The sequence below is a fragment of the Nonomuraea sp. NPDC049784 genome (assembly GCF_040659615.1).
Classification (GTDB): Bacteria; Actinomycetota; Actinomycetes; order Streptosporangiales; family Streptosporangiaceae; genus Nonomuraea.
In genome coordinates this window covers 1-8,622 of record NZ_JBFAMX010000448.1, presented here as the reverse complement: position 1 = coordinate 8,622, position 8,622 = coordinate 1, and the positions used below count along the sequence as shown (strand labels likewise).

At 71.1% G+C, this 8,622-nt stretch carries 10 protein-coding genes; 3 read left to right on the top strand and 7 right to left on the bottom strand.

Translation table 11 applies throughout. The annotated features are described in order from the left end of the window. From AB0J09_RS47295 to AB0J09_RS47275, 5 genes are all read right to left on the bottom strand, one after another. Positions 1–412 (bottom strand): ATP-binding cassette domain-containing protein (locus tag AB0J09_RS47295; RefSeq protein ID WP_360706773.1); only part of this gene is annotated, 412 nt, incomplete at its 3' end. 120 nt (positions 413–532) lie between these two features. Next, positions 533–1,030 carry an HIT family protein gene (locus AB0J09_RS47290; RefSeq protein ID WP_360706771.1) on the bottom strand — a complete coding sequence of 166 codons (498 nt, stop codon included), beginning with the start codon at positions 1,028–1,030 and terminating at the stop codon, positions 533–535. Further along, on the bottom strand, positions 976–1,647 hold the full coding sequence (locus AB0J09_RS47285) for a rhomboid family intramembrane serine protease (RefSeq protein WP_360706768.1): 672 nt from the start codon (positions 1,645–1,647) through the stop codon (positions 976–978). Before AB0J09_RS47285 ends, AB0J09_RS47290 begins: the two co-directional genes overlap by 55 nt. Before the next feature lie 70 nt (positions 1,648–1,717). Then, positions 1,718–2,911, bottom strand: coding sequence for an MFS transporter (locus tag AB0J09_RS47280; RefSeq protein ID WP_360706765.1), 1,194 nt, complete (start codon positions 2,909–2,911; stop codon positions 1,718–1,720). A 260-nt stretch (positions 2,912–3,171) separates the two neighbouring features. Continuing rightward, positions 3,172–3,684 carry a TetR/AcrR family transcriptional regulator gene (locus AB0J09_RS47275; protein WP_360706762.1) on the bottom strand — a complete coding sequence of 171 codons (513 nt, stop codon included), beginning with the start codon at positions 3,682–3,684 and terminating at the stop codon, positions 3,172–3,174. Positions 3,685–3,738: 54 nt separating this feature from the next. Between AB0J09_RS47275 and AB0J09_RS47270 the strand changes: the two genes are divergently transcribed. After that, a complete protein-coding gene (locus AB0J09_RS47270; RefSeq protein ID WP_360706760.1) occupies positions 3,739–4,902 on the top strand; it encodes a cysteine desulfurase family protein in 1,164 nt (387 codons plus the stop codon). 43 nt (positions 4,903–4,945) lie between these two features. On the opposite strand, the gene AB0J09_RS47265 is transcribed toward AB0J09_RS47270, so the two are convergent. Further along, positions 4,946–5,992, bottom strand: a complete 1,047-nt coding sequence (locus tag AB0J09_RS47265; RefSeq protein WP_360706757.1) for a DUF695 domain-containing protein — start codon at positions 5,990–5,992, stop codon at positions 4,946–4,948. A 66-nt stretch (positions 5,993–6,058) separates the two neighbouring features. Here AB0J09_RS47265 and mnmA point away from each other — a divergent pair, with 66 nt between their 5' ends. Then, entirely contained in the window at positions 6,059–7,117 is a 1,059-nt protein-coding gene (gene mnmA, locus AB0J09_RS47260) for a tRNA 2-thiouridine(34) synthase MnmA (RefSeq protein ID WP_360706754.1), read from the top strand. Here mnmA and AB0J09_RS47255 read toward each other — a convergent pair. After that, positions 7,110–7,742, bottom strand: a complete 633-nt coding sequence (locus AB0J09_RS47255) for an MBL fold metallo-hydrolase (RefSeq protein ID WP_360706751.1) — start codon at positions 7,740–7,742, stop codon at positions 7,110–7,112. The genes mnmA and AB0J09_RS47255 overlap by 8 nt on opposite strands. A gap of 23 nt (positions 7,743–7,765) precedes the next feature. On the opposite strand from AB0J09_RS47255, the gene AB0J09_RS47250 reads away from it, so the two are divergent. Continuing rightward, positions 7,766–8,622: methionine synthase (locus AB0J09_RS47250; protein WP_360706749.1), on the top strand; the 857-nt coding region annotated here is incomplete at its 3' end.

The following is an 8,622-nucleotide window of genomic DNA, read 5'->3' as shown; positions in this document are numbered from 1 at the left end:
TGCCCAGCCGCTGGCTCATGCCCAGCGAGAACCCGCCCGCCTTCCTGCCCGCCGCCGCTGTGAGGCCGACCAGGTCGAGCACGTCGGCGACCCGGGTGTCGGGGATGGCGTTGGTCTGGGCGAGATAGAGCAGGTGCTTGTACGCGCTCCGCCCCGGGTGCACGGCCTGAGCCTCCAGCATCGAGCCGACCGCGCGCAGCGGATGCCTGAGCGTGTGATGGGGACGGCCGTTGATGGTGGCGGTGCCGGAGGTGGGCAGGTCGAGGCCGAGGATCATGCGCATGGTCGTGGTCTTGCCCGCGCCGTTCGGGCCCAGGAAGCCGGTGACGAGACCTGGCCGCACCGTGAAGGTGAGATCGTCCACGGCGAGCACGTCGCCGTGGCGTTTGGTCAGTCCGTTGAGCTGGATCATGTGATCCAGCGTGGGGCGGCAGGTTGGGGGAGTTCTGGGGGGTCTGTGAGTTCTCTGTGAGCGGCGACGCCGCCACGTGGGGCCGCACGGCGCCGTTCCGCTCGGATCCACAGAGAACTCTCAGGCGAGCGCCTGCCTGACGCGGGCGGCCAGGTCCACCGCCTGCGCCCGTGTCCAGTGGATCAGGCCGTTCTCGGACATGAGGGCGTGGTACTGCTGCTTCTCGTACGGGGTGCCCGGCGGGAGCGGGGCCACGTGCCAGTGCAGGTGGGAGTTGCCCTGCTGGCTGCCGAGGGAGAGGAGGTACGTGCGCTCCGACGGCACGACCGACTCCACGGCCAGGGCCACCTTCCTGACCACCCGCATCAGGCCGAGGTACGCGTCCTCGTCGAGGTCGCGTACGACGTGCTCGATGTGCTGTTTCGGGCTCACCAGGAGGTATCCGGGCATGGTGGGATAGCGGGTGAGGAATGCCAGGTGGTGGTCGTCCTCGTAAACGATGCACTCATCGGCGTAGGCCGGGTCGCCGGCGACGATGGCGCAGATGAAGCAGGGGCGCGACTTCACGCGGGCTTCGTACGCGTGGACGTCGAAGGGGATGTTCCTTTCAAGATCCATCCCACCATGATGCCGCCCAGGAGCGCGAACCCGTGAAGGTCCAACCGGACGATCAGGATGGCGGCCGCGGCGACGAGGACGGCGACGTGGAGCCAGAAGGGGACGCGTTCGCGCTGGGCGACGAGCTGGGAGCCGGCCGCCGCCAGGGCGATCATGGCGGCGACGCCCCAAGTGCCCAGGTCGGCCAGGAGCGAGGCGGCCAGCACGACCGCGTAGAACGCGCCCAGCGAGCGGTCCAGTCTCTCCGTGGCGGCCAGTGCGAGGCCGGCGGCCAGGCCGCAGACGGCGATCGAGTTGCCCGCACCCGGGTCGTTCGTGAGATATCCGGAGGCCTCCCCCGCCAGCGCGCCGGCCGCGTAGAGCGTGAGCCAGCGGCCCGGGCCGAACGACCGCTCCGCGCAGTAGCCGAGCACGGCGAGGGACGCCAGGTTGAACAGGGTGCCCCAGAGGCCGCCGTCCTGCACGACCAGGGCCGTCACCAGGCGCCACCACTCGCCGCCGCGGATCGCGGCCGGGTCCCGCATCAGGGCCGTCTCCAAGCCGGGCGTCACGAGCTGGAGGAGACTGGGGACCGCCGTGATCACGAAGGCCGCCGCGGTGGCATAGGGCTTGAACACGCGATCAGCCTCGCACGGCCCGCGCTGCTGGGGACAGTGCCGGACGTACGAGGCTGAACGGTGACAAATGTCAGGCCGCGAGCTCCTCGAGCTCGCGGTCGACGGCCGGAACTGGGGCGAGCGCGGTGCCCTCCCTGCGGGGGAGCAATCGGGAGGCGAGGGCGATCAGCGCGCCGAGAACGACTCCGATGCCGAGCGCGGTACGCAGCGAGGTGGCATCCGAGAGGAAGCCGATCACCACGGGGCCGAGCAGCAGACCTGCGTAGCCCATGGCGCCCGCCTGGGCGATCGCCGGACCAGGCGTGTCGGTCGCGGTCCCCGCCAGCGACAGCGTCAGCGGCGAGATCGTCGCCACGCCGAGCCCGACGAAGAACATCGTGAACACCGCCACCGACGCCGCCGGCGCGAGCAGCACCACCGCGAAGAACCCGGCCGTCGCCACCCCGGAGACGGTCAGCATGCCCCGGACGCCGAACCTCGTGCGCAACCGGTCACCGGTGAGCCTGGCGACCAGCATGCCCACCTCGAACACGGGATAGCCGAGAGCCGCCAGCGCCTCGGGGGCGCCCAGCTCGTTCCGCATGTAGAGGCCGTTCCAGTCGGCGACAGTGCCCTCCACCATGAACGCGAAGAACATGATCGCGCCGAGCAGGTAGACGATCGGCGGCATACGTCGGCGAGCCGTCGTCACGGTGCCGTCCGCCGGGGACTCCGGCAGGTACGTACGGCCGAGCACGACCATGACGGGCAGCGAGACCAGCCCGATCAGCGCCACGTTGGCGGTGAACGGCAGCCCCACGGCGATCGCCAGGCTGCCCAGCGCGCCCGCGGCGATGGCGCCTACGCACCAGCCCGCGTGCATGCCGTTCATCAGGGGCCGCCCGTACGCCTGCTCGACCGTGGAGCCCTGGGCGTTCATGGCCACGTCCACGGTGCCGAACGCCATGCCGAAGAACGCCACGGCCACCAGGAGCAACGGGAGGTTCGGGGCGAAGGCCACGGCCAGCAGCCCCAGGGCGGTGAGCGGCCCGCCGATCCGCAACACCGCCCTGCTGCCCGCGCGGGCCATGATCCTTCGCATGGACTGCATGGTCACCAGCGCGCCCAGGCCCCATACGAGCAGGATCGCGCCGACCGTCGACTCGGACAGGCCGAGCTTGTCGGTCATCGCGGGAATGCGCACCGTCATGGTGCCGACCATCAGCCCGGCCAGCACAAAGGTCAGGACCGCCCCATAACGGGCACTCCTCAGGGCGCGGGTCATACACAACACCTCACACAAGTCATAATTTTTCGCACATTTCGCCAGGCCACGCGCTCCCGCGCCCGCCACCGTCCTGCCGTGTCCGCCGCGCGACCTGCCGTGCCGCGCGTGCGGTGGCCGGGTGCCGCTGCGCTCCCTCGTTCCATCCAAAGGACCCGCACTCCCACAGTCGGGAAGGCGAGTCCAAAAGGGCAGGGGGGAGTGGGAAGCGTGACCGGGGTCAAGGCGGCCGGAGCGGGCGCGGGCCGCCGACCACAAGGTCAGGAAGGGGATCCGAGCAGCGTTTTCAGCCGGGTCTCGAGGGCCTGGAGGTCGTTCTCCGTGTTCAGCTCCGGGTCGTGGCTGGCCACGTCCCAGAGCCCCTCACACGTCAGTCGTACGATCTGCGACGCCACCGGATCCGGCTCCTCGTCCAGCTCTTCGCGATGCCAGCGGGTCATCGCGTCGCGCAGTGGCGCGAGCAGGAAGAGGTTGCCGGAGGCCCCCGTGACCACGGCCCATCGTCGTAGCCGCCCTGAGCGGACGGAGGCCAGCGTGGCGCTCAGGTAGCGCTCGGTGTAGGTCTCGCCGGGCTGCGCGGCCATGAGCTGGTCGAAGTCCTCGATCAGGCGCTCCACCATGCCCTTGATCAGGGCCTCTTTGGAGCCGTAGTGATAGAGGAGGCCGCCTTTGCTGACGCCCGCCCGGTCCGCCACGGCAGCCAGGGTGAGCGCGGCTGAGCCCTGGTCGCAGAGGAGCTCCTCCGCAGCGTCCAAAAGCTCATCCCTTCGCATGCCTGCAACTGTACCGTCCGGACGGTACAGTCGCAAACGAGATACGCTGATCGGGTGACCAGACCGTCGGCCTATCTTGATCACGCGGCGACCACCCCGATGCTGCCCGAGGCGATCGAGGCCATGACGGAGCAGCTCCAACGCGTCGGCAACGCCTCGTCGCTGCATGCCGCGGGCCGCCGGACGCGGAGAGTGGTCGAGGAATCACGCGAGTCGATCGCCGACGCGCTCGGCGCGCGGCCCAGCGAGGTCGTGTTCACCTCGGGCGGCACCGAGGCCGACAACCTCGCGATCAAGGGCCTCTACTGGTCGCGTCGTCCGAGGCGGCGCATCCTGATCAGCTCCGTGGAGCACCACGCCACGCTCGATCCCGCCCATTGGCTGGCCGACAGCCAGGGCGCGGAGGTGGAGCTGCTCGACGTGGACGCGTACGGCCGGGTCCAGCCCGACACGCTACGCGAGGCCATCGAGCGCGATCCCGGCAATGTAGCCATGGTCAGCGTCATGTGGGCCAACAACGAGGTCGGCACGGTTCAGCCCGTTCACGTGCTGGCCGCGATCGCCCACGACCACGGCATCCCGTTCCACACCGACGCGGTCCAGGCGGTGGGGCAGCTGCCTGTGTCGTTCGCCACCTCGGGGGCCGACGCGCTCACGATGACCGGACACAAGATCGGCGGCCCGATGGGGGTCGGCGCGCTGCTGCTGGCCAGGGGGCTGACGCCGGTCTCCGTTCAGCACGGCGGGGGCCAGGAGCGTGACGTGCGCTCGGGCACGCTCGACGCGCCCGCCATCGCGGGGCTGGCCGCCGCCGTCACCACGGCCGTCAAGGAGCAGGAGGCGCTGAGCCGCCGCCTGACGTCGCTGCGCGACGAGCTCATCCAGCGGGTACGCGAGGCCGTCCCCGACGTGGTGCTCAACGGCGACCCGGTTGACCGGCTGCCCGGCAATGCCCACTTCTCGTTCCCCGGCTGCGAGGGGGACGCGCTGCTCATGCTGCTCGACGCCAAGGGCGTGGAGTGCTCGACGGGGTCGGCCTGCTCCGCGGGCGTGTCGCAGCCGTCCCACGTGCTGCTGGCCATGGGGGCCGACGCGGCGGCGGCGCGGGGCTCGCTCAGGTTCACGCTGGGCCACACCTCGACCCGCGACGACGTCGACCGCCTGCTCGAGGTGCTGCCCGCCGCCGTCGAGCGCGCCCGCCGAGCCGGTCTCAGCTGAACGCCGGGCCGGCTCCAGCCGAGGCCCCGAAGACGGGCAGGCCTCAGGTGAGGAAGGCCACCACGGCGGTCCAGGCGGGGTCGGAGGCCACGTCCACCCGGGGCTCGCCCTCCTCCCAGCTCACGATCAGCTCCTTGGCGTGGACCGCCGCGTCGCCGGTCGGGTCGGCGTACACGTGGATGATCCGGTGCCCCTCGGCGCTCATGTGGGCCGCGAGCACCGCGTCGTCGCGCAGCTTGAGCAGCCGCGCGGCCAGGCGCTCCTCGAAGTCGCGCAGCGCCGTCAGTGAGTCGCCGACCGGCAGGCCGTTCTCGTCGCGGTGCGCGTACGGCAGCGTGATCGCGATGTGCTGGTCGAACAGCGGATAGTCCACCGGCCGCAGCGGATGGCGGGCCGTGGCGACGAGCGGCGCGCCGCTCCCCGTCTGCCCTTCCAGCAGCACCCACTCTTCCTCGGTGTAGCCGGAGGCCAGGTCGGCGACCACGGCGGGGAGGTGGACGGCGGGCACCGAGTCGATCGGCTGGAACGTGGCGGGCGTGATCTCGCCGACCCACCTGGCCACGTCGTCCTCGCCGAGCAGCCAGTCGAGGGCCAGCAGCGTGGCCTCCATCCGGGTGTCCTCGTCGAGTTCGCCGAAGATCGGGTGGTACGCGGCCACGTCCACGCGCGGCTGGTCCCGCGGCACCCGCAGCCCCAGCATCAGCTTGTCGAGCGCGAAGTCGAGGCCGCCCACGTCGAGCGTCAGCTCCATGGCCTGCGGATTGGCCTGCCGCGACGGGTGGAACTCCCACAGCAGGTCCGCCGGCGGCGCCGCCTTGGCCCAGCGGTGTGCGAGCGAGCGCAGCTCTGGATCGCCCGCCGCGGTCACCACCAGGGCGTGCGCGGCGTTCTTGCCCGGCGCCACCTCCCAGACCAGGCCGGGGTGGATCGCGGCGACCGCAGGGGCGAGCCGCTCCTCCAGCCCGTCGACCTCGCTCTCCGCGACCAGGGAGTCGAGCCCTGGCCTGGCCTCCTGCCACCACGCCCAGAACTCGGCGATCCCGTCGCCGGCCTCTTCGTCTGCTGCGTCCTTGCGCCCGAACAGTCGCATGGGCTGAATACTCGCAGATCCAGACCATGGTCGCGCACTCCCGGCAGGACAGTACGCTGGAAAGTCATGGGACTGCGTGTGCTTGCCGCCATGTCGGGCGGCGTCGACTCCGCCGTGGCCGCCGCTCGGATCGCCGAGGCCGGTCACGACGTCACTGGTGTGCACCTCGCGCTGTCGGCCAACCCCCAATCCCACCGCACGGGGGCGAGGGGCTGCTGCACGATCGAGGACTCGCGCGACGCGCGACGCGCCGCCGACGTGATCGGCATTCCGTTCTACATCTGGGACATGGCCGAGCGCTTCCAACGCGACGTGGTCGAGGACTTCGTCTCCGAGTACGCCGCGGGCCGCACGCCCAACCCGTGCCTGCGGTGCAACGAGAAGATCAAGTTCTCGGCGGTGCTCGACCGGGCGCTGGCCCTGGGCTTCGACGCGGTCGCCACCGGCCACCACGCCAAGCTGGTCGACGGGGTGCTGTCCAGGAGCGTCGACCAGGGCAAGGACCAGTCGTACGTGCTGGGCGTGCTCACCCGCGAGCAGCTCAGCCACGCGATCTTCCCGCTGGGCGACTCGACCAAGGCCGAGGTGCGCGAGGAAGCCGCCAGGCGCGGTCTGACCGTCGCCGACAAGCCCGACAGCCACGACATCTGCTTCATCGCCGACGGTGACACCCGCGGCTTCCTGGCCAAGCGGCTCGGCTCGGCCGAGGGGCCCATCGTCGACCAGGGCGGCGAGGTCGTCGGCAGCCACCAGGGCGCCCACGGCTTCACGATCGGGCAGCGCAAGGGCCTGCACATCGACCGCCCGGCGCCCGACGGCAGGCCCCGCTACGTGCTGTCGATCGAGCCGGTGTCCAACACGGTCACGGTCGGCCCGCGTTCCGCCCTCGAGGTCACTTCGATCACGTGCGGCAGCCCGGTCTGGAACGGCCCGTCCACGTTCGACGACCTGACCGTGCAGCTGCGGGCACATGGCGAGGTGTACGGGTGCCACTATGCGGAGGCCGGTGGCGGCCTCCGCATCGACCTCGACCGCCCGGCCACCGGGGTGGCGGCGGGCCAGGCGGCGGTGCTCTACTCCGGCGACACGGTGATCGGGTCGGCCACGATCGTCTCCGCTAACTGATCGTCACCGACTCGCCGACCGCCAGGCGGCGGACGTCGGCCTTCAGCTCTTCCGCCTCCCCTTTCAGCCAGTTGTCCACCAGTCCGAGGCCGATCTCGTTGTAGAGGCCGTCATGGGTGGAGAACGCCCTGGCGGGGCGGATCGTGCGGAGATACGTCACCATATCCCCGAGCTTCAGCCACGGGCCGCCGGTCGGGACCAGCAGGGTCGGCACCTCCGCATCCGGGACGGTCAACGCGTCGCCCGGGTAGAAGATCTCGTCGTCGACGAGGAAGCCGATGTTCTGGACGACGGGCACGTCGGGATGGTTCTTGGCGTGCCACTCGCCGAAGGCCCGCACGCGGAAACCGGCCGCCTCCCACGCGTCGCCGTGCCGTACCACCTGGACCTTCGCCGGAACGTCCGCCAGCCCGGCGGCGACGCCCTCGCAGGTGTAGATCTCCAGGGCGGGCGACGCCGCCTTCAGCTTGTCGACGTCCACGTGGTCGAAGTGCTCGTGGGTGATCAGGACCGCGTCGGCGCCGTCGAGCACCGGCCCCGTGCTGAACGTCCCGGGGTCGATGACCAGGACCTTGCCGTTCTTCTCCACGCGTACGCAGGCGTGGTCGTACTTCGTCAGCTCCATTGGACAGAGCCTACGCTTGGCCCATGTCTACGTGGGAAGCAACCGGGGTCGGCTCGCATCCGGGCGAGGATCATCTCGAGGCGATCAGGGTCGTGTTCGGTGAGGTGCCCGGGCTGCCGTACCTGCCCGAGCTGCCGGCCAGGGGCGTCGGCGCCGACATGATCGGCAGGACGGCCGGGATGCTCGTCGAGCTGCCCGTCGAGGTGCAGCCATCCGGATGGCGGCTGACCGACCGGCCGGGGCGCGACCACCAGCGGGCCGTCGATCATCTGCGGCGGGACCTCGACGGGCTCGAGGAGGTCGGGCACGACTATTCGGGGCCGCTCAAGCTGCAGGTCTGCGGGCCGTGGACGCTGGCCGGGGCGATCGAGCTGAAGTACGGGGACAAGGTGCTCGCCGACGCGGGGGCCGTACGCGATCTGACCGCCTCGCTGGCGCAGGGGGTGGCCGACCACTGCGCCGAGGTGCGGCGGCGCTTGCCCGGGGTGACGGAGATCGTGCTGCAGCTCGACGAGCCCGCGCTGCCCGGGGTGCTCGCGGGGACCGTGCCGACCGCGTCGGGGTTCGGGCGACTCGCCGCCGTCGAGGAGTGGCGGGTGGAGGAGTCGATGCGGTCCTTCGACAGCCCGATCGTGCATTGCTGCGCGCCGTCGGTGCCTTTCGGCGTGCTGCGCAGGGCCGGCGTACAGGGAGTGTCGGTGGACGCCTCGCTGCTGCGGCGCAGGGATGAGGACGCCTTCGGGGAGTGCGTCGAGGCGGGGCTGACGTTCTTCCTGGGGGTCGTGCCCGGCAGGGACACGCGGTTGCCTGACGTCGGGGCGGTCGCCAAGCCGGCGCTGGACTTGTGGCGGCGGCTCGGGTTCGCGCCCGACCGGCTGGG

Coding starts and splice junctions, on each gene's coding strand:
- AB0J09_RS47290 (WP_360706771.1), bottom strand. CDS start 1,030: ATGGATCTTGAAAGGAACATCCCCTTCGACGTCCACGCGTACGAAGCC.
- AB0J09_RS47280 (WP_360706765.1), bottom strand. CDS start 2,911: ATGACCCGCGCCCTGAGGAGTGCCCGTTATGGGGCGGTCCTGACCTTT.
- AB0J09_RS47275 (WP_360706762.1), bottom strand. CDS start 3,684: ATGCGAAGGGATGAGCTTTTGGACGCTGCGGAGGAGCTCCTCTGCGAC.
- AB0J09_RS47265 (WP_360706757.1), bottom strand. CDS start 5,992: ATGCGACTGTTCGGGCGCAAGGACGCAGCAGACGAAGAGGCCGGCGAC.
- mnmA (WP_360706754.1), top strand. CDS start 6,059: ATGGGACTGCGTGTGCTTGCCGCCATGTCGGGCGGCGTCGACTCCGCC.
- AB0J09_RS47255 (WP_360706751.1), bottom strand. CDS start 7,742: ATGGAGCTGACGAAGTACGACCACGCCTGCGTACGCGTGGAGAAGAAC.